The organism is Microcoleus sp. S36b_A4 (assembly GCF_036700645.1).
In the GTDB taxonomy this organism is placed as follows: Bacteria; Cyanobacteriota; Cyanobacteriia; order Cyanobacteriales; family Microcoleaceae; genus Microcoleus.
Genome location: NZ_JAUBPI010000010.1, coordinates 1 through 16,921, shown reverse-complemented (window position 1 = coordinate 16,921; position 16,921 = coordinate 1). Strand labels below are relative to the sequence as shown.

The following is a 16,921-nucleotide window of genomic DNA, read 5'->3' as shown; positions in this document are numbered from 1 at the left end:
TAGTCAGTAGTCATTAGTTAACGGTTAGTAGTCAACAGTCAACAGCTAACAATTCCCAATAACTAATGACTTAATAATTCCCAGGCTCCGTAACGATCGCCATAATAAGCCAAAATGCGATCGACCCGCTCGCGACCTGCCAAATCGAACCCTTCAGGATACTGTATCCACAAACCCCCAACTTGGCTGTCGTAGTAATCAAACCGCTGCGACTGCTGCGGAATTAAACCGGTTTGCACCCCTTCAACTTGACGCAAATGGGTCGCCACTTCGCGATACACCGCCAGCGGCAATCCAGGGCTTTGAATTTGATAGCGGAGTTGTTTTTCTTGTGCCGTTTGCATCATTTCTTTGCCTGTTTCCAACCAAAATCCCTACTTAAGATACTTCTTTATCGATCGGCCGCGGTAGAGGACAGCAGTTAATATTGTCCAAACATACCTTTCCCCACTGCAACGCCCAGCGTACAAGTGTAACTCGATTGTCAGCCCGCGTCTTGTTCAAGATATTGCTAATGTGATTGTCAACTGTACGCTTGCTAATCTCTAACTTTTCGGCGATTTTCTCATTAGTCAATCCCGCTGCTACTAACTCTACCACTTGCAATTCTCTGTCCGACAGGGTGACAGGGGTTCCAGAGACAATCCCACTCATAAATTTTTCCTATGTCTGCATATTTACCTATCTACAATTCTAAAGGATGAGGGATCAAGTATGAAGAGAAAATTAAATTTGCTGTGCTACTTTTTCGGGCCAGAAGCACCAACTCGCTTGCAGAATCGCCACGAGTGCAAACCCAGCGCGCACAAGGCAAGACGGGCAGCCACCACTGCTTGTGCGTCGGGTGGCGGATGCTGCCTTTACCTACCTCCATCTGAGATCCGGACCCAACCTGCAGATGTTGGCGCGTAAAACAACTAACTGATACCCCCGCACTATATTTGAGCCTTTAGGGAGTAACTGCCAATATCAGTAAGTCTGATATTATAGGAGCAGCCATAAAAAAATAGCTTGCAATTTTCCTGGGATGGGTTAAAAATCATTATTGACCTGTCTACTGCTGGTCTAAAATCTCCAATCTCAAATCTCAAATTTCTATGACTTATCCTCGCGTTCTGTGTCTGGGTGAAGTTTTATTTGATTGTTTAGCAGACAAACCAGGAGTATCTCTCGAAGAGGTAGAATCTTGGACTGCATATCCCGGCGGTGCTCCTGCTAATGTTGCCTGTGCTTTGGTTAAATTGGGGACGGCGGCGGGATTTATCGGTGCTGTAGGTGGGGATGAATTGGGGAATTCCCTAGTGCAGGTGTTGCAAGAAGTAGGGGTTGATATTGCTGGATTGCAGCGACATCCAAGTGCGCCGACGCGACAAGTTTATGTCTTGCGAAATGAAGTGGGCGATCGATCTTTTGCCGGTTTTGGCAAATTTGATACTGCGGATTTTGCTGACACCCGCCTCCTCGCTGCACAACTACCCGAAGTGCTGTTTGAAAATGCCGAATATTTAGTGCTAGGCACTTTAGAATTAGCTTATCCTGAAAGTCGAGAGGCGATCATCCGAGCGATCGAACTAGCAGAACAGTACGACGTTAAAATTATACTTGACATCAATTGGCGTCCCGTGTTTTGGCCAAATCCAGACGAAGCAAAAGCGCGCATTAGAAAAATATTAAAAAAAGTTGATTTTGTCAAGTTATCTGAGGAAGAAGCCGAATGGTTGTTTGACACTACCGACGCTGGAGCTATTACCTACCGTCTCGATTCTGTAGAAGGCGTTTTGGTGACAGCAGGCGAGAAAGGTTGCGCTTATTGTATCTCTGAAAATGAAGGAAAAATCCCCGCATTTACAGTAGATGTTGAGGATACAACAGGTGCAGGCGACGCATTTCTGGCTGGTTTTGTGCGACAGTTGTGCAAGCAGGGAATTAAGAATTTAGCCGATCCAAAAATAGCCCAAACAATTGTAACTTATGCCAGTGCGGTAGGTGCGATGACAGCGATGAAACCCGGGGCCATTAGAGCTCAACCTACTGGGGCTGAAGTAGAAGCTTTCTTGTATTTGTACAAAAATTAGGGCCGCAAACCTATCAGCCTGGAAACGAAGAGGGGGCTAAATTTAGTTCAGAAACTAGGTTTTTCATAAAAAAATAACTTTTATACTAAATCCGCCTTAAAAATCTCTCCTAGCGGAGAGAAACTAAGAAATTAAGGGGTATTGAAGCTAGATTTGGTATTAGAGGTTTTATTGTGTCCAATTAACGGCACATCAGATGAATTCTAATTTGGCGCAAGATTAACTCTAACGGCTGCGAAGCATCTATGATAATTGCATCTTCAGGTTCTTCGAGACTGTCTAACTGACTTAACAGCAAATCTGCTTTCATGTAGTGATTTTCGCGAGTTTTTAACCTTGTGGCTAATAGCTGAAAAGAACATTTTAGATAAACTATCTTCATTCGCTTGTGGTCTCGGTAGAGCATTTCGCGGTAAGATGTTTTTAAAGCAGAACAAGCCAAAACCACATTTTTATTTTCTAACAGCCACCTGTCTATTGTAGCTTGCAATTGTAATAGCCAAGGAAGGCGATCAGCATCTTCTAAAGGAATGCCCCGACTCATTTTATCGATATTAGCTGATGGGTGAAAATCGTCGGCATCGCTGAAATCCCAATTGAGAGATTGCGCCAGCAACTTGCCAACAGTTGTTTTCCCAGAACCTGAGACTCCCATCACGATCGTAATCATGGCACCTATTTACCGAATACTTGCAATTTTATCAAGTTGTGCGATCGACAAACCGGGTTTCTTAAGTTGCCGGATGAATTCTACCACCCTAAAAAAATCAATAAACCCGGTTTATTTTTGATTCTCGATCAAATTTCTTCCATAGTGGGTTTAATGAGATTATAAGCCAAAACGCCGATAATTCCACCAATCACTGGGAATACAATAAACGCCCACAACTGTTGGATTGCCCATCCGCCTTGAAAAAGTGCAACACCGATACTTCTAGCTGGGTTAACTGAAGTATTAGTTATGGGAATTCCGACTAAGTGAATCAACACCAGCATCAAGCCGATGGGAATTCCACCAAAACCGACTGGATATTTGGGATGGGTAGTACCCATGATTGTAAATAACAGAAAAGCAGTCAGTACAATTTCCGTCAAAGCTGCTGCCAAAAGTCCGTAACCAGTGGGAGAATGTTCTCCAAAACCGTTAGATGCAAATCCCGAAGCTGCCGCATCAAAACCTGGTTTTCCTGATGCTATCATATACAAAACAAGACCGCCTAGAATTCCCCCTACAATCTGACCTCCTATATAATAAGGAAGCAAAACAGCATCGATCAGTTTGGCAACTACTAAACCGATGCTTACCGCCGGATTAATGTGGCATCCAGAGATAGGGCCGATGGTATAAGCCATGATTAAGAGGGATAGACCAAAGGCGATCGAAACTCCCAAAAAACCGATTTTGTCTCCAGCTAAAACCGCACTGCCACATCCACCTAATACCAACACAAAAGTACCAAAAGCTTCAGCAACCCCAATCTTTATTTTTTTGTTCATACTTACAATTTGCGGAAGTTTCTAATCGGTCAATTTCGCACTCATACGAGTTCTAAGTATAAAAATTAAAACTCGTATTTGTTTCATTTAGCACAAAAATACTAATGAAAATTATTAGCAGCGTATAGCTCTAATAATTTTCATAAATTGTATGGGCTTGACTGAGAATGCGGAATTTGGAATCGATAAATTAGCTCAAAGATACTCTATTATGTAAAAAATGTCAACAGCTAGCTAATTATTCGTCTAAATTGTGCAATTTTCTGTATTCAATCTGTATTCAATTCACAATAATTAACTTGACTTTTTTCCTAATTCTGCGATCGTAATTTTACTTATTGTTGCTGATTATCCGATCGCACTTGCAGCTAAAACATCACTGCTAACCGGCTGGTACATCGGGCCTTTGAAGGGTCGAAAGCCTTGCTGGCAATCGGCAGTAATCTTGCACAGCAAGCGGAACTTTAGGGGTGTTGGGGGTTGATTCAGACGATCGACTTCTACGCGAACCAATTCTGGATGCTGCGAAATAATTTCAAAAATATCATCCACCAGATAGCGCTGACAATAGCCGACAATCCAGTGATCTTTAGTACACAGAAGCAGACGGGAAGGGCGCGGATGTTGAAATTCGTGGGCTAAATACAAAAGTTCGCCCACTTGAAGCCGATTAATCCGTTCAATTGCCGACTTGGAAAGGTATCGCAGTCCATCTGCAAAAAAATGGATACAGTAACGTCCATTTTCATCTGGTTCGGGACAAGGGAACACCTCAAATTTATCAGTTGCCCGTTTGCCTCCGCTGCGCGCCAATAAAGCAATTGGGTCATGTTCGTGTTCAGGGATATTCAACCATTGTACAAATTCAGGGTAGTCAGGGCGCGATCGCGCCATCACTCGATTAGAAAACAACGAAAACAGTTTCTGTGAAGTGTAAACATTATTGAAATTCGGGAAAGATGGCAAAGGCAGAAACCCGCACTTAAGTTTAGCTTCTAGAACACCATTTGTATAATTGAACTGGTATTCTTTGCCGTTAAATGTCAACCGACCAATCGGAAACCAAGAACCGCTGTCCGGGGTTTGCCAAGCCAAAAATAGTGTTTTCAAAGCAAATCTCCTGTCACTTAAACTAGGTAATGCACCTTATCTTTACTCTTAATTAATAAGAATTTTTTGCAATTTTTGCCGAGTTTTACCGTCGATTATCTCTTTGCCAACATTGGGTTGGCTGACATTCACTCGGACAAAATCAATACCGTCTTTTTCGGTAAACTTCCGATCGCCATCCGAGTCTTTTCTAATAGTGAGAAAAATTCCGCCGCTCTTTTCATCAAATACCCAACTCATTAACTGGGTATCGGGCGGAGTTATTGCCTGAAGCGATTTGCCTCCCAAGTTAGATAAATATCCAATAATTGCGTCCGCCCTGTCAAGTTTGCCATCAGCATTTGTATCGCTATCTATGATGTGAAATAACAGCAACTGATTCTGAGGCTTGCTGGATGCTTTGTTGGATCGATTTTGCTTTGGTTGATTTGTTTGTACATTTTCCTGGCTTGGATTTTCTGGTTCTTGTTTACCTAACAAATATTCAAATTTGGAGATTAACGCTGGTCTGTTTAATAAAATATTAGACTCTCCGCTACTTTTGTTATAAAAAATCATATTATAACCAACTATTCCGCTACCCCTAGACTCTTCATAAGAATCGTATAGTGGTGAGACAGTGGGAAATCCCGCTTGTTTTTCATCGCCAGATAAAGTAACGGGAATCATCATATATTCTGATTCATAGTCAAATATCAAATCGCCGTAACCAACCTGCAATTTTGGCTTTTCTTCAACCTTTTCTGCTTGAGTTATTGCCGTAGTTGAGCTGCATGATAGGGCAACCGCTAAGAGGAGAAATGCGGCAGACATCTTGCGTAAGATCTGATGAGTCACCATAATTTTTCACATTTGATATAGATAGTTATTTTGATTTTATTCTAGTTATCGCGTCTACATCATTCATACAGATTTGTAGGGGTAGTGCCAAGAGTGCCTACCCCCGATATGGGCGCAACCACGGGGGGATTGCCCCTACCTTATAGGAATTCGCGCGGATCTGTGACGTGCCCAGTCAGCGCCGAAGCGGCGGCCGTGTAAGGCGAAGCTAGATAAACTTGCGCTTCTTTATTTCCCATCCGGCCGGGGAAATTGCGGTTAGTTGTAGATACACAAATTTCGGGTTCATTCATCCGCCCAAAAGTATCTTTCGGGCCGCCCAAACAAGCGGCGCAAGAAGGGGCAGCAGGTTCGATGCAACCGGCAGCTAAGAAGATTTCCGAAAGCGTTTGACCATCGTATTTTGTGACAAACAAATCTTCGTAAACTTTCTGAGTTGCTGGTACTAAATAAGTCGGAACTTTGACTTGATTTCCTTTGAGAATGCGGGCGGCATTCAGGAAGTCGGAGGTTTTGCCACCGGTGCAGGAACCGATGTAAACTCGATCGATCTTGACATCGCGGCAGTTGCGGGCTAAGTCGCGGTTGTCGGGAGAGTGGGGTTTGGCGACGACTGGTTCTAATTTGCTGACATCGTAGGTGCGATCGCTATAAAATTTAGCATCCCCATCGCTGTAAAATGAATCGAAGGGTTTGTCAGTCCGCGAAGTAACGTAATCAAACGTAGTTTTGTCTGGCGCAACCGTGCCGTTTTTACCACCAGCTTCAATCACCATATTGCACAGCGTCATCCGTTCTTCCATCGTCAAACGCTCAACTGTATCGCCCGCAAATTCCATCGTCCGGTAGTTAGCACCGGCCACGCTAATATCACCAATAATCTGCAAAATTAGGTCTTTTGCTAACAAATAATCCGGCAGTTCGCCGTTGAACACAAAGCGCATGGTTGCGGGAACTTTGATTAACAGTTTGCCGGTTCCCATGATAAAAGCCGCGTCTGTATTCCCGATACCGGTGGCAAATTGTCCGAAAGCGCCGGCATTGCAGGTGTGGGAATCGGTGCCGAACAGCACTTCGCCCGGTCTGGTGTGGCCTTCTTGTGCTAAGGCGATGTGGCAAACTCCTTTGTAGTCGGGATTTGCTTTGAAGTCCGATCGATCCGTGATGTCGTAAAAGTATTTTATCCCTTGTTCGGCGGCAAAATCGCGGAGAATATCGACGTTGCGGTTAGCGCGTTCGTCGTTGGTGAAAATGTAGTGGTCGGGAATGAGGACGATTTTGTCTGGGTTCCAGACTTTAGCATTCTCACCGAATTCGCGTTTGAAAACGCCGATGGTGCCGGGCCCGCAGACATCGTGGGTCATCAACACGTCTGTTTCTACCCAGATATTTTCTCCGGGCTCGACTTTAGTGCGGCCTGATGCTTTGGCTAATATTTTTTCGGTCAGAGTCATTCCCATAGTGCGATCGCTGTTTTTTATTAGATGCTACAAGTGTATTGTAAGCGAAACATTCTATTAAAATTGAAATTATCAGGTCTCAAAAATCGGGAGTAAGGACTATGACCTTGCTGACGTTACCCCTAAAAGTTAATCTCGATCGCGTTCAATTTACCGATGAGCAGTTTTATCAACTCTGTCTCAGCAATCCTGAATTGACGATCGAGCGCGATGCTGAAGGAAGATTAATTGTTATGTCTCCAGTTGGCGGTGATAGGGGTAGTCGCGAGATGGATCTCGGCGGTGAGGTTTATATTTGGAATCGCGAAACCCAACTAGGTAAGGTGTTTAGTTCTTCCACGCTATTCAAATTGCCCAGTGGAGGATCTCGCTCTCCTGATGTAGCATGGGTGGAATTGTCTCGCTGGGGAGCACTCACTCCAGAACAACGACAGAAATTTCCCCCCATAGCGCCGGATTTTGTCATTGAACTGCGTGAAGCGAAGCTATCCCGTAGGGAATCGCGATCGGACAATCTGCAAACCTTGCAAGATAAAATGATGGAATACCTACAAAGTGGGGTGCGGTTGGGTTGGTTGTTTAATCCACAAAATCAGCAGGTAGAAATTTATCGACAGGGACAACCAAAAGAGGTTCGCTCTTTACCAACACAACTTTCTGGAGAAGATGTTTTACCTGGATTTGTGCTGGAAGTTCCATTATTTACCGATTGAACTATAAGAGGCAATCGCAGTGATGTTGCCAACATTTGGCGGCTCGTCTATAGCAGTTCTCAGGGATCTCGCACTTTGGGGAGCAATTCTTTCATGATTGCCGGAGCAGTGGCAGAACCCAGCACCATTGCTGCCATGATTGTTGCAGGATTGGGATTGTTGGTCGTCAAAATTAAGAGGCGATCGCTCTTAATTAAATGATAGTTTGACCAGACCCGATTGCCGATCACGCTTGGGTGTTATAACGAACCGCGAAGACGCGAAGTCGGATGCTATAATTATGGATATAAAAAATTTAAATGTTCTCCTGGAATTTGGCTCAACTCTTCGGGAGTTCCAGTTAGTTTGAGTTCACCCCGATCGAGCAGTACAATCACATCAGCCCGCTGAATGACTCGGGGACGGTGGCTGATTAAAATTGTCGTTTTGCCCTGACGATCGGCTAATAATCGATCGAGCACTTCAGTTTCAGTTGCGGGATCGAGGGCTCCTGTAGATTCATCTAAAATCAACACGGGCGGTTCGGTGACAAGGGCGCGGGCGATCGCCAATCTTTGCCTTTGTCCTCCTGAAAGATTCGCGCCAAACTCGCCCAAAACAGTCTGATACGTGTCGGGAAGTCCGCTGACAAAATCGTCGGCACCGGCAATTTGGCAAGCTTTTACTATTTGTTCTAAAGTCGCGCTAGGGTAACAAAAGCGGAAATTCTCGACAATCGATCGGCTCCAAAAGTGAGCTTCCTGCGGCACGAGCACGACTTGTTCGCGCAGGCATTCTAGCGACAAATCGTGACGGAACGGGCGTTAAATCCCAAAGCTTCTGCCCCGCGGCGCAATCCCAGCAGCGTTGTGCCCAATTGTCCGGTACCGACGGCTTCGCGGACGCGGTTGATGGCCAACGTGCGCCCGCAGGATTTGGCAACGGTAGCCAGACACGCGGCGCCGCAGTCTTCTTCGCTGTGTTGGAGAACGATCGGATATTTCATAACAAGTTAGAAGCTTACAGGCTTATTTCCTCTGTTGATTTTTCGTTTTTCTGGGTCTTTTGCGCCTAGAACGCTTGATGATTAGACATCTCCAAAAACTCTTTTCGGGAGTAGGGTGAGGCACCCTGCAGGCTCTTGACTAGCGTTTCAGTTCTATGTATATTCAGAGATTTTAGTCGCCTATCGCCCTATCAAACGTAAAATTAAATAAACCGTAAAGTTGCCCAATTAGGACTTACGCATGAACTCTCTCTGTAGGGCGAAACACACCGCACCTTACCGCCATCAATAGTGTTGCAACGCTGTTTTTACGTAAGTCCTAACTATTATTAAACAGAAAGATAGTTTTGTAGCGGGGGACAGAAAATCATGTCTGAAAGTAAAGTTTTTTTTGTCGATTCAAATCAAAAAAAAACACTTTCCCCAGATATTTCCTCAGTTGCCAATCATCAAGAACGATCGCGCAATTTGGACTGGCATCAGTTTAGAATACCACCGCCAGCCTCCGTTTGAAACCCCTCAATATGCGATCGGTTCTTACTCGATAGGCATCAACCTCGGACAGAGTTTCCAGATGGAACGAAAGATTGACGGCAAGTGGGAAACCAAGCAAGTATTTCCCGGTGCGCTGGGTCTTTGTCCCTTTAATTTATCTCACGAACTCCGGTGGCATAGTGAAATGAATTTACTCTCTCTCAATCTCGATCGCGAATTCATAGTTCGCAGCGCACTGGAGTTATTCAATACCGAGCAAGTTGAGTTATTGTGGCCGATGCCATTTCAAGATCCCTTAATCCAGCAAATTGGACTGGCACTCAAGGCAGAAGCGCAATCAGATGGCGGGGGCAGCCGGCTTTATGCAGAGACAATGGCGAACGCACTTGCCGTACATTTATTGCGGCATTATTCGACGCAAGGGGAGCGTAAAATCAACGGCAAATGGGCAATGTGTCCGCACAAATTGAGGTGGGTTCAAGACTATATCAACGATTATTTAGAACGGCAATTCAGTGTAGATGAACTGGCGGCGATCGCCCAACTCAGTCCCTACCACTTTTCCCGCGCTTTCAAACAATCTGTTGGTATCAGTCCGCACCAATACGTGATTCAACAGCGGGTAGAACGGGCAAAACAATTGCTGTTGCAGGGAAATATGAGTTTGTCGGAAATTGCGATCGCCTGCGGCTTTTCTCATCAAAGTCATCTCAATCGCCACTTCAAACGCTTGACAGGAGTGACTCCCAAGACTTTGCTCAATTCATAGCAAGAATGTGCAAAAACCGCAAGACTGTGCAATACAGGTAATGCGGCGTTTGCCATCATCAAAGGTAGACAAGCGAGAATCCTGCTCTCCTTGGGGAGCAAGAAATATCAGACTTTAACTAACGTACAGAAGTAAATCTGATGAAAGCAATGCAGCCTAAGAAATCGCAAACCACACAAAACCCAGCTCTATGGGTCGAACTCAATGATGACATAGCCAGCCAATATTCTGGCGGAGAAAATGGTTGGATGAAACACAACGGACTATGGATACGATGCTATTACGACTATGAGCGTCAAACTTGCACCTGTTAATTGGGTGGAGTTTACCTATTTGTAGGGTGGGTATTTCTCGCCCTACACTCTCATCTTGATGAATTAACCTACAGGATTAAATCTGATGAAAGCAATGCAGCCTAAAAAATCGCAAACCATACCAAACGATCCAAATCAAGCTTTATGGAAAGAAATCGGTGATGAGGTAGCTGCTCAAATAGGCGGTGGGGGAAGAGTGAAGGGATGGGCTAAGTGCCAAGTACCGGGTAAATGTGAAGTAGGTATTGACATTACGATCGTCAGATTTTAGCAACCATACTACTTCTTGAATTCACCGGATGGTAACGACTTTGTAGAACCGGGTTTTACCAACCCTATATGTCGAACACCATGTGGTAAACCCGCCCTCCGAGGCTCATATTTTTACAACAATCCAAGGAGTTGAAAGATGTTTCAAAAACACAAAACAAATAATTCAGTGCCGTCTGCCTTGGATTTTGTAGCCGCGCAAGCACTTGTTGTTGAGTTAGGCGAAGAAAATGAGAAATTACTATCAGGAGGTTACACTGGTGAGGATAGAATTCGCCCCCAATTGACAGCAAGAGATGTAGAACAAGTAACTGGAACTGGCAGTCTAGCCAGTCACTACGGAATTCGGAGTATTCCTACTCTCATGATTGGAACAGGACTTACCCACGCGGAATCAAAGACCCGGTTTCTCTGTCAATATCTCTCGCTAGTAATGCACAATTTTTCTCAAAAACCGGTTTTTTTGCGTAAGTCTTGTTGAAGAAATGCCGATCGCTCGATTCGTAACAAGAACATGCAAAAACAGCAACAATGTGCAAGACATTCAAGAGCGGCATCTGACACTGTTAGGTTAGACAGAAAACCGATCGTTAAGTTTGAAGCAAAATGGAGGATTTGATGATGGAAATTCGAGAACTTTGGTAAGAATTAGATGACCAACAAGCCGAAAAGCTTTCTGGTGGGGCTGAGGGTTGCTTAGCTTGGAGTATTGGATTCTCCGATGTCGTTCGACCAAGCACCTCACAGGCTCCATCCTCTTTCACTTTCCATAGAAGTAGTCTGTCTGAAAGCTCAATTGTGCAAGCGGAAGGAAAAATTAGGGGAACATTACTGCTCTGAGTGATCGCTCTTGAATGCCAGTATCTTATTTGTGCGATGGCATCTCCCATAATTTGTCTGTTGGAAAAATCGGGAGGGGAAAAATGTTTCGCAAAGACCAAACTAAAAATTCATCAAAATCAGTGTTGGATGTTCAGAAATTAAATCCGCTAGTGATGGATTTAAACGAACAGAGTCAGGAATCGATATCAGGTGGGGAAATACAGCGTCTCCAAGAGGAGTTCGCGGCTGAGTTAGCGACTGTATATGCGATCGCTCTCCCTTCTTTTCTTAATCAAGCCAACAAGGCAAAACAATAGTAATTGTAACAGGAGGCTTGGAAATGCTTAATTAGAGTCTTTGGCTGAGCGATCGCGAACTTCAGGATATTTCAGATCCGGAAGCCAATTTAATCGCAGGCGGTCAAGTTACCAGCGTTAGTCAACTTTCGGATGTTCGGCCAATTGTGAGTACCGAACCCAATAAAAAACGCGGTATGCGCTCCAAAACCTCAAACCAAACAGGATTATCAGCTCTGTCTGCTAATATCCGCACTCTGCTATTATTCCCCAATCCCTTTAGTTAAAGGAGTTAAAAAATGTTGCAGAAACATTTAATTTGGTAACTGGTAATTGGGCGGGGGCGGGTTCACTAGATTCTGGATTTTAGCCAAATATTGTTGGTAAAACCCGCCCCCGCAAAACGTTATATGGTATAACAGAGCGATCGCCCTGCATATAACAAATAACCACTGCCAACTGACTAATGACTAATGACTGATGACTAATGACTCTTCTTTTGACTTTCTCCGTACTGCGAAACCCGATGAATTCTTGCCGCCCATCAGCCGCTGGATAACGGCGGGCGGATTATTTTTGTTGGCAACTTTTGGCGGTGCGATCGCCCTTGCTGCTGTCGCTAAATATAATGTTACCGTCCGAGTTCCCGCTACCGTCCGTCCTGCTGGTGAAATTCGCATTGTAGAAGCGGCGACAGCAGGCACGGTTAAAAGCATTCAAGTCAAAGAAAATCAGGCTGTCAAACAAGGAGATACGATCGCCCTGATCGACTCTTCCCAACTTTTAACTAAACAAAGCCAACTGCAAGGAAATATCCAGCAAAACCAACTGCAACTGCGTCAAATTGCTGCTCAAATTAGCGCTTTAGACGATCGCCTAGCAGCGGAAACCCAGGCCATGGAAGGCGCAGTTGCCTCTGCCCAAGCTCATTTAAGCCGCAGCCAGCGGGACTATGGAGAACGGCAAATTACCTCGCTGGCTGAAGTTGAAGCGGCCAAAGCTAATTTACAATTAGCTCAGTCGGAATGGGAAAAATCGCTGCCGGAATTGCAAAAAGAACAGGCTTCCTTGCAAACAGCCGCAGCAAATTTAAAGGCTGCCGAGGCAAATTTAAAAGCAGCCGTTTCTAAGCGCGATCGCTATCAGTCAATCCAAGAAACAGGCGCTATTTCGCTGGATTTATTGGAGGAGACGAAACTTGCCGCACAGCAGCAAGAACAAGCCGTAGCAGGGCAAAAAGCCGCCGTAGAAGCGCAAAAAAAAGCAGTTGAAAGCCAAAGAAAAACCGTTGACAGGCAGCAACAAGCTGTTGAAGTGTCCGCAGCTAAATTGAAAGTTGTTGAAGCTGCCTTGAATCCCAGTGGTGCACCCGTGGCGATCGCCCAACAGCGAATTGCTCAAGAAAAAGCCAAGGGTGAAGCAGCTTTGGCAGCGTTGAAAAAAGAACAATTAGTTTCGATTCAGAATCGCGCTGACATCGAAAATCAAATCAATCGCGATCGCCAAGAGCTCAAACAAATTGATACCGAACTTGCAAAAAGTGTCGTTCGTTCTCCCGTAGACGGCACCATTCTCAAACTGAATCTGCGAAATCCCGGACAAACTGCACAACTCGGTGCGGCAATCGCTCAAATTGCTCCCGCTAATGCTGCGATTGTCGTCAAAGCTCGCGTCGCCGCTCCTGATATTGGTAAAATTGCGATCGGTCAAACATCTATCCTGCGGATTTCTGCCTATCCCTATCCCGACTACGGGGTACTAGAAGCGAAAGTTAGCGCGATCGCACCCGATGCCATTGCTGGTGAAAATAACAGTCCGCCTTACTATGAAGTGACTGTTATACCCCAAAGAACTTATTTAGTCAAGCGCGATCGGGCTATTAGTCAATCTGCTGATCAACAGTGCTGTCAGTATCATATTCAAGCCGGAATGGAAGTTACAGCAGACATTATTTCTCGACAAGAAACCGTACTTACATTTATTCTCAGAAAAGCCAGGATGCTCGCTGATGTTTAACCAACTTTACCATCACCAATTAGTATATTTCATGACGTAATTCACCGCGCCCTTCTTAGGGCGATTTGCTATACTGGTACGCACGGCATTTTTACCTATCTTCAAGTTGGCCGATTCACCAGTCAAATCAGGTTTGGAAAAGCAACCTGCATCAACGCACTCAGCATTCTCGAAGCAGCGCCATAACCTAGCAATATTGTTGCCCTTGCTATTGGCCGATTAGGCTGGTTTGCCTTCCAGATTAAGAAACAGCTAGGTTTTTTTTACAGGGCTAGGTGTTGGCAGCGATCGCATTTTTTCCATAAGTGCGATCGTCTCCCCTGTATAAATTTATCTTTGGCGAATTTAATAGTAAAATTTTGTCCTGACCGAAAACAACCAGTGTACAAGCCCCCGGATAAATCCCTGGGGTCGCTTTCTTCAATCTAAAATCTAAAATCTAAAATCTAAAATCGATTGACTGTCACTTTCTTTTTCGCCACTAATCTCTACAATAGCCTCTACTTGGATTAACACAAAAATAAAATTTCTGCAAGTCACTCGATTATGCGACTGGTAACTAACAGCTAGTGACTGTTATTGTTAGTGATTACTTAAGAAAAGCAATTTAAATCAGGGACTGTCAAAAAAATTCAGAGTGCATTTCTACAGTTGTAGACCTGAACAAGAGTGAAATGAGCTAGATACCCCCACCGCAAGGGTATCTGGTTTCGTCATTCTCACCCTGTATGCCAATGGAGATATTTCCCATGAATTCACAGACACCAAAACGTCAGCGCGCAGTTATGTTGACATCTGAAGGTATTGATAAATTCCCAGCAGCAAAAGCTGAGGCCAAAAGTTACGAAAATTGCTACCAAAATTATACTCTCGAAGTTTTAGGCGATCGCACTAACACAGAGTCAGATAATTTCATTAAGGTATTAGTCAAGCAAATCTTGGATCGGGTAGGGGCGATAGTTGTGGAGATTGCAGGGCAGGTGCAATTCATGACTCAACGCGCCGAACAACTGTTGAATCAGTATTTTTTATCCCGCGCCCCGCACTCATTGCCAGAACTCTTACAACATTGGTTCAAGCAACAGATATCGCGACTCACCTTCACCGGCGATATTCCATCTAGCTGTTTACCATTGTACATTCAGCAAGCAGGAATACAGTTGATCGTCCGTCTGATTCCAGATCCCATCAACCAGCAACATCTCTTGCTGTTGGAGGAAGAAGAACTGCAATCATTCTCTATTTCGACCCTGGAATCGCTAGGACTCACCAAACGCGAGGCGGAGGTTTTATTCTGGATTGCCAAAGATAAAAGCAATGCAGGAATCGCTAAAGTGCTCGGTTGCAGTGAAGGAACAGTGCGAAAACATCTGGAGCATCTTTACGGGAAACTAAGCGTACAAACTCGGACTGCTGCTGTGATGGTGGCTATGGAAAAATTGGGGTTGTTTAACGGGAAATTTGTTGCAATATCTTCATAATCCTATACGCAGATCGTCGTATTGTTCCCCAAGTTTATGTTGAAGAGAATTAGAGCATACACAAAGCCAACAGCCTAACTGTAGTTGCTGTTTGGCGGAGGTGTCTAATTGACAACAACTCAAACCTAAATTAAGGATTTTGCCATGGATACTATGGAAAAGCTTGTTCTACCTCATAACCTGACCACTCTTAACGGGTGCATTGTCGATCTGGAGTCTAAGATTGGTGATATGCAACTGGTCAAGGGAGTCAAACGTTCCGCGTCAGTGAGTGCCATAACCGCTAGTCGCCTCCCCGAAATCGTTATTTACGACCATATTGACTTTGGAGGGGCGAACGCACGCACTAATCTCAATTGGTACTATGTTGGCGACTGGTGGAATGATAGAATCTCTTCCATTGTTATTGCCTCTGGAGTATGGCAGTTCTTCCAGCATTCGCACTACGAGGGAGCAAGCTGGGTGCTTGGTCCCGGCTACTACCGCTGGGTTGAGTCTGCCAACATCCCGAATGACATCATCTCATCATTCAAGTGTATCCAGTTGACTAATTAAAGCATCTTCTGTCGTAGGGTGCGTTACCGAACGCACCTCATTTGATAAGTAAGCCCTCCTAAAAAAACAGAATACCCAGATCCCGACTTCTTTAAGAAGTCGGGAATCTAAAGTGCGATCGCGTCTTACGTTTAATTAGAACAACTTAACGGTTGCGTAAGTTGTTGCAATATCTTCATAATTCTATACGCGGATCGTCGTATTGCTCTCAAAGTTTATTTTGAGGAATATGAGATAAAACGCTATACGGAGTCTGTAAACTATGCCCAACAAAAATCCACTACGGAGGTAAAAATGGAAACCAATAATGTAGATGCAACGGTCGATTTTGTCGATTTCGGTGTTCAGAAACAGGATGGGGCTGCTCGCGAAGGTCAATCAGATGCTAAACCGGGCATCGAAAATGAAACAGTGCTTCACACGCTACGCGCATCATCAATCTTCTCTGTGGAAAACAAAGAAGTTTTACCTCAAAAAAGCCAAGAAGATGCAACAGTCGATTTTGTTGATGTCGGTGCCCTGAAACAAGATTCGACAGCTCGCGAAGGGCAATCAGATGCTAAACCGGGCATCGAAAACCAAACATTGCTTCACACCCTACGTGCATCATCAATGTTCTCTGTGGAAAACAAAGAAGTTTTACCTGAATTTACCCGTTCCAACACAGGGAAATAGAACCGTATTCATTGGCAATTACTCATTGTAAGAGGTGGAATATGCTCACAATTTGCAACAAATATACATCTGGTGTTTGGGTAGCTATTATGTACTATCGTCCCAACTGCCCAGATGGTGGGGATTGGGCAAAAAAAGGTTGGTGGCGGCTCAATCCTGGCGAATGCAAAGTGGTATATGGGGGTAGTTTGCGTAGTCTGAATCGCTACTACTGCTACTATGCCGAGGCTGATAACGGAGCAAATTGGTCAGGGCCTTACGTAAGGCCTGTCCCTCCACAAGCATTTGACTGGTGTGAGTGGACAAGCAGCACGCAGGCAACTAATGTAGGCTTCCGGTTGCTTGATATTAACAGTTACGACAATTTTACGCTGAATTTGACAGCATAATTCTCAGTGGCGTTGTCAAGTTAAATTTTTATTCTAAATTTAACTTGACCAATCTATCCAAGTAGACCTCTCCAATAATCATTAGACCTCTTGCGAAAGTGCGCTCGTTCTAGGTAAAATAAAAGAAAAAATTAGCTCCCATAATATGAAGTACGAACA

At 44.5% G+C, this 16,921-nt stretch carries 21 protein-coding genes and 1 pseudogene; 13 read left to right on the top strand and 9 right to left on the bottom strand.

What is annotated here, in order from left to right:
- Nucleotides 1–62: 62 nt before the first annotated feature.
- Both QUA03_RS05055 and QUA03_RS05050 read right to left on the bottom strand, forming a co-directional pair.
- Complete coding sequence (locus tag QUA03_RS05055) at nucleotides 63–344, bottom strand: hypothetical protein (RefSeq protein ID WP_333083165.1); 282 nt, start codon at nucleotides 342–344, stop codon at nucleotides 63–65.
- 34 nt (nucleotides 345–378) lie between these two features.
- A complete protein-coding gene (locus tag QUA03_RS05050; protein ID WP_006633901.1) occupies nucleotides 379–654 on the bottom strand; it encodes a photosynthetic electron transport-dependent transcriptional regulator PedR in 276 nt (91 codons plus the stop codon).
- Between the two features lie 60 nt (nucleotides 655–714).
- Between QUA03_RS05050 and QUA03_RS05045 the strand changes: the two genes are divergently transcribed.
- Together QUA03_RS05045 and QUA03_RS05040 are read left to right on the top strand one after the other, a co-directional pair.
- Entirely contained in the window at nucleotides 715–912 is a 198-nt protein-coding gene (locus tag QUA03_RS05045; protein ID WP_333210237.1) for a hypothetical protein, read from the top strand.
- Nucleotides 913–1,097: 185 nt separating this feature from the next.
- Nucleotides 1,098–2,075 (top strand): carbohydrate kinase, encoded by a 978-nt coding sequence (locus QUA03_RS05040; protein ID WP_333210235.1) that lies wholly within the window; start codon nucleotides 1,098–1,100, stop codon nucleotides 2,073–2,075.
- A gap of 181 nt (nucleotides 2,076–2,256) precedes the next feature.
- Here QUA03_RS05040 and QUA03_RS05035 read toward each other — a convergent pair whose 3' ends face one another.
- The 5 genes from QUA03_RS05035 to QUA03_RS05015 all read right to left on the bottom strand — a co-directional run bounded on the left by QUA03_RS05035 (nucleotide 2,257) and on the right by QUA03_RS05015 (nucleotide 6,982).
- The gene (locus QUA03_RS05035) at nucleotides 2,257–2,745 is read right to left on the bottom strand and encodes a gluconokinase (protein ID WP_333210233.1); all 489 of its coding nucleotides are present in this window, start codon (nucleotides 2,743–2,745) and stop codon (nucleotides 2,257–2,259) included.
- 128 nt (nucleotides 2,746–2,873) lie between these two features.
- On the bottom strand, nucleotides 2,874–3,572 hold the full coding sequence (gene aqpZ / locus QUA03_RS05030) for an aquaporin Z (RefSeq protein ID WP_333210231.1): 699 nt from the start codon (nucleotides 3,570–3,572) through the stop codon (nucleotides 2,874–2,876).
- Nucleotides 3,573–3,920: 348 nt separating this feature from the next.
- Nucleotides 3,921–4,682: a DNA-binding protein gene (locus tag QUA03_RS05025; protein ID WP_333210229.1), complete on the bottom strand. Its 762-nt coding sequence runs from the start codon at nucleotides 4,680–4,682 to the stop codon at nucleotides 3,921–3,923.
- A gap of 48 nt (nucleotides 4,683–4,730) precedes the next feature.
- Nucleotides 4,731–5,495, bottom strand: coding sequence for a hypothetical protein (locus QUA03_RS05020; RefSeq protein ID WP_333210227.1), 765 nt, complete (start codon nucleotides 5,493–5,495; stop codon nucleotides 4,731–4,733).
- 167 nt (nucleotides 5,496–5,662) lie between these two features.
- A complete protein-coding gene (locus tag QUA03_RS05015) occupies nucleotides 5,663–6,982 on the bottom strand; it encodes a 3-isopropylmalate dehydratase large subunit (RefSeq protein WP_333210226.1) in 1,320 nt (439 codons plus the stop codon).
- 101 nt (nucleotides 6,983–7,083) lie between these two features.
- Between QUA03_RS05015 and QUA03_RS05010 the strand changes: the two genes are divergently transcribed.
- Together QUA03_RS05010 and QUA03_RS05005 are read left to right on the top strand one after the other, a co-directional pair.
- On the top strand, nucleotides 7,084–7,695 hold the full coding sequence (locus QUA03_RS05010; protein ID WP_333210224.1) for a Uma2 family endonuclease: 612 nt from the start codon (nucleotides 7,084–7,086) through the stop codon (nucleotides 7,693–7,695).
- Nucleotides 7,696–7,788: 93 nt separating this feature from the next.
- The gene (locus QUA03_RS05005) at nucleotides 7,789–7,896 is read left to right on the top strand and encodes a PEP-CTERM sorting domain-containing protein (protein WP_333210223.1); all 108 of its coding nucleotides are present in this window, start codon (nucleotides 7,789–7,791) and stop codon (nucleotides 7,894–7,896) included.
- Nucleotides 7,897–7,973: 77 nt separating this feature from the next.
- Here the strand turns inward: QUA03_RS05005 and QUA03_RS05000 are convergent.
- Together QUA03_RS05000 and QUA03_RS28985 are read right to left on the bottom strand one after the other, a co-directional pair.
- Nucleotides 7,974–8,483 (bottom strand): annotated as a pseudogene (locus QUA03_RS05000) (ATP-binding cassette domain-containing protein); the annotation flags it as partial.
- On the bottom strand, nucleotides 8,471–8,680 hold the full coding sequence (locus QUA03_RS28985) for a cysteine peptidase family C39 domain-containing protein (RefSeq protein ID WP_445304767.1): 210 nt from the start codon (nucleotides 8,678–8,680) through the stop codon (nucleotides 8,471–8,473). The pseudogene QUA03_RS05000 and the gene QUA03_RS28985, both read right to left, overlap by 13 nt.
- Nucleotides 8,681–9,119: 439 nt before the next feature.
- Between QUA03_RS28985 and QUA03_RS04995 the strand changes: the two genes are divergently transcribed.
- The 9 genes from QUA03_RS04995 to QUA03_RS04955 all read left to right on the top strand — a co-directional run bounded on the left by QUA03_RS04995 (nucleotide 9,120) and on the right by QUA03_RS04955 (nucleotide 16,762).
- A complete protein-coding gene (locus tag QUA03_RS04995) occupies nucleotides 9,120–9,944 on the top strand; it encodes an AraC family transcriptional regulator (RefSeq protein ID WP_333210221.1) in 825 nt (274 codons plus the stop codon).
- Nucleotides 9,945–10,343: 399 nt separating this feature from the next.
- Nucleotides 10,344–10,529: a hypothetical protein gene (locus QUA03_RS04990; RefSeq protein WP_333210219.1), complete on the top strand. Its 186-nt coding sequence runs from the start codon at nucleotides 10,344–10,346 to the stop codon at nucleotides 10,527–10,529.
- A gap of 138 nt (nucleotides 10,530–10,667) precedes the next feature.
- The gene (locus QUA03_RS04985; RefSeq protein WP_333210218.1) at nucleotides 10,668–11,009 is read left to right on the top strand and encodes a hypothetical protein; all 342 of its coding nucleotides are present in this window, start codon (nucleotides 10,668–10,670) and stop codon (nucleotides 11,007–11,009) included.
- A gap of 442 nt (nucleotides 11,010–11,451) precedes the next feature.
- The gene (locus tag QUA03_RS04980) at nucleotides 11,452–11,667 is read left to right on the top strand and encodes a hypothetical protein (RefSeq protein WP_333210216.1); all 216 of its coding nucleotides are present in this window, start codon (nucleotides 11,452–11,454) and stop codon (nucleotides 11,665–11,667) included.
- A 459-nt stretch (nucleotides 11,668–12,126) separates the two neighbouring features.
- Nucleotides 12,127–13,662: an HlyD family efflux transporter periplasmic adaptor subunit gene (locus tag QUA03_RS04975; RefSeq protein ID WP_333210214.1), complete on the top strand. Its 1,536-nt coding sequence runs from the start codon at nucleotides 12,127–12,129 to the stop codon at nucleotides 13,660–13,662.
- Between the two features lie 749 nt (nucleotides 13,663–14,411).
- Nucleotides 14,412–15,143 (top strand): LuxR C-terminal-related transcriptional regulator, encoded by a 732-nt coding sequence (locus tag QUA03_RS04970; RefSeq protein WP_333210212.1) that lies wholly within the window; start codon nucleotides 14,412–14,414, stop codon nucleotides 15,141–15,143.
- A gap of 144 nt (nucleotides 15,144–15,287) precedes the next feature.
- Entirely contained in the window at nucleotides 15,288–15,698 is a 411-nt protein-coding gene (locus QUA03_RS04965; RefSeq protein WP_333210210.1) for a beta/gamma crystallin-related protein, read from the top strand.
- 294 nt (nucleotides 15,699–15,992) lie between these two features.
- Entirely contained in the window at nucleotides 15,993–16,373 is a 381-nt protein-coding gene (locus QUA03_RS04960; RefSeq protein ID WP_333210208.1) for a hypothetical protein, read from the top strand.
- A 41-nt stretch (nucleotides 16,374–16,414) separates the two neighbouring features.
- Nucleotides 16,415–16,762, top strand: a complete 348-nt coding sequence (locus QUA03_RS04955) for a DUF1036 domain-containing protein (protein WP_333210206.1) — start codon at nucleotides 16,415–16,417, stop codon at nucleotides 16,760–16,762.
- The last annotated feature ends 159 nt before the right edge of the window (nucleotides 16,763–16,921 follow it).

Excerpts from the sequence above, each read along its gene's own strand:
- QUA03_RS05055 (WP_333083165.1), bottom strand. The coding sequence starts at position 344 with ATGCAAACGGCACAAGAAAAACAACTCCGCTATCAAATTCAAAGCCCT.
- QUA03_RS05050 (WP_006633901.1), bottom strand. The coding sequence starts at position 654 with ATGAGTGGGATTGTCTCTGGAACCCCTGTCACCCTGTCGGACAGAGAA.
- QUA03_RS05045 (WP_333210237.1), top strand. The coding sequence starts at position 715 with ATGAAGAGAAAATTAAATTTGCTGTGCTACTTTTTCGGGCCAGAAGCA.
- QUA03_RS05040 (WP_333210235.1), top strand. The coding sequence starts at position 1,098 with ATGACTTATCCTCGCGTTCTGTGTCTGGGTGAAGTTTTATTTGATTGT.
- QUA03_RS05035 (WP_333210233.1), bottom strand. The coding sequence starts at position 2,745 with ATGATTACGATCGTGATGGGAGTCTCAGGTTCTGGGAAAACAACTGTT.
- aqpZ (WP_333210231.1), bottom strand. The coding sequence starts at position 3,572 with ATGAACAAAAAAATAAAGATTGGGGTTGCTGAAGCTTTTGGTACTTTT.
- QUA03_RS05020 (WP_333210227.1), bottom strand. The coding sequence starts at position 5,495 with ATGTCTGCCGCATTTCTCCTCTTAGCGGTTGCCCTATCATGCAGCTCA.
- QUA03_RS05015 (WP_333210226.1), bottom strand. The coding sequence starts at position 6,982 with ATGGGAATGACTCTGACCGAAAAAATATTAGCCAAAGCATCAGGCCGC.
- QUA03_RS05010 (WP_333210224.1), top strand. The coding sequence starts at position 7,084 with ATGACCTTGCTGACGTTACCCCTAAAAGTTAATCTCGATCGCGTTCAA.
- QUA03_RS05005 (WP_333210223.1), top strand. The coding sequence starts at position 7,789 with ATGATTGCCGGAGCAGTGGCAGAACCCAGCACCATTGCTGCCATGATT.
- QUA03_RS28985 (WP_445304767.1), bottom strand. The coding sequence starts at position 8,680 with ATGAAATATCCGATCGTTCTCCAACACAGCGAAGAAGACTGCGGCGCC.
- QUA03_RS04990 (WP_333210219.1), top strand. The coding sequence starts at position 10,344 with ATGAAAGCAATGCAGCCTAAAAAATCGCAAACCATACCAAACGATCCA.
- QUA03_RS04985 (WP_333210218.1), top strand. The coding sequence starts at position 10,668 with ATGTTTCAAAAACACAAAACAAATAATTCAGTGCCGTCTGCCTTGGAT.
- QUA03_RS04980 (WP_333210216.1), top strand. The coding sequence starts at position 11,452 with ATGTTTCGCAAAGACCAAACTAAAAATTCATCAAAATCAGTGTTGGAT.
- QUA03_RS04975 (WP_333210214.1), top strand. The coding sequence starts at position 12,127 with ATGACTAATGACTCTTCTTTTGACTTTCTCCGTACTGCGAAACCCGAT.
- QUA03_RS04970 (WP_333210212.1), top strand. The coding sequence starts at position 14,412 with ATGAATTCACAGACACCAAAACGTCAGCGCGCAGTTATGTTGACATCT.
- QUA03_RS04965 (WP_333210210.1), top strand. The coding sequence starts at position 15,288 with ATGGATACTATGGAAAAGCTTGTTCTACCTCATAACCTGACCACTCTT.
- QUA03_RS04960 (WP_333210208.1), top strand. The coding sequence starts at position 15,993 with ATGGAAACCAATAATGTAGATGCAACGGTCGATTTTGTCGATTTCGGT.
- QUA03_RS04955 (WP_333210206.1), top strand. The coding sequence starts at position 16,415 with ATGCTCACAATTTGCAACAAATATACATCTGGTGTTTGGGTAGCTATT.